The 1213-nt window shown below is 59.9% G+C and carries 1 protein-coding gene and 1 pseudogene; both read right to left on the bottom strand.

The features are described from left to right. Positions 1–42: 42 nt before the first annotated feature. Positions 43–925, bottom strand: a pseudogene (gene istB, locus AC0L16_RS33435) (IS21-like element helper ATPase IstB). Next, positions 922–1213 (bottom strand): Mu transposase domain-containing protein (locus AC0L16_RS33430; RefSeq protein WP_473625789.1); only part of this gene is annotated, 292 nt, incomplete at its 5' end. The pseudogene istB and the gene AC0L16_RS33430, both read right to left, overlap by 4 nt.

Genomic DNA, 1213 nt, shown 5'->3' with positions numbered 1-1213 from the left:
CGGGTGAAATTTTCCCAAAAGTGCCGAAGTAAAATTCCCCAATTATGCCGTCTCGGACGGCATGGAGAATTGGGTATTTTTCGGCGGCCGACCGCGCGGCCGTGATGGTGGCGCGAAGGACGGTGGAGTAATCAGGGCTTTCGAACGGACGTGTTCAGGCATCAATTCGGCATGCTGGCGCAGCCTGTAGCTTGATCCTTCGATCTGAACGACGACGGCATGATGCAAAAGCCTGTCGAGAAGCGCGGTGGCGACCACGGCGTCTCCAAAAACATCTCCCCACTCTGCAAAGCCGCGATTGGACGTCAGGATCATCGCCCCTTTCTCGTATCGGGCGTTGACGAGCTGGAAGAACAGATTGCCGCCGCCGGCGATGACCGGGAGATAACCGATCTCGTCGACGATCAGCAGACTTGGCCTGCAGAAGAAGCGGATGCGTTCTTGCAGCCGTCCCTCGCGCTCGGCCCTGGACAGCGCTGCAATGAGATCGGCCAAGGTGCAGAAGTAGACGCTCTTGCCCGCTTTGACAGCTTCGACGCCGAGCGCGATAGCCAGATGGCTTTTGCCGGTTCCCGGCGGCCCGAGGAAATGGGCGGCCTCGTGCTTTTCGACGAAGCCCAGTTGCGCGAGCGTGAAGATCCGATCGCGATCGAGGGAGGGCTGGAAGGAGAAATCGAAGCCGGCGAGCGTTTTGATGGTTGCCAGCCGACCCATCCGCAACGCCGTTTTTATGCGACTGTTCTCGCGCGCAGGGTCAGCTCTTCGGAAAGGAGAATGTCGATCGCTTCGAGCGCCGACAGCTCGCCATGCTCCAGGCGGCGGACAATATGGTCGAGTGCTTCAGGGCACGTGGCATCTTCAAGCCGACAAGGTCATGGCGAATGCGCTCGATCATCGACGGCACGGCATCGAGCGCGGCGCTCATGGGCGGTTCTCCTGTGCCATAGGCGTCGTAGAAGGCGAGCTGTGTGACCCGGTCTCCGGATCCATGAAGAACGATCTCGTCATTGTTGACGTGCGATCGCGATCGCGGCGGTGAGCGAAGGGTTCTGTGTCCTGGTTCGACGCGTCGCTGATGGCGACCTTCCAACACCGGATGCACAGCATCAGCGCACCGTCTTCGAAGATTCGAACCTCATTGGCCAAGGTGTGAACTTCGACGAGCCGCCTTCTGGTGGCGTCGGGCACGCTGTATGCGTTTCCACCGACACTC

The sequence above is a fragment of the Mesorhizobium sp. WSM4848 genome, from assembly GCF_055811375.1.
This window is presented reverse-complemented; position numbering and strand designations above follow the sequence as displayed.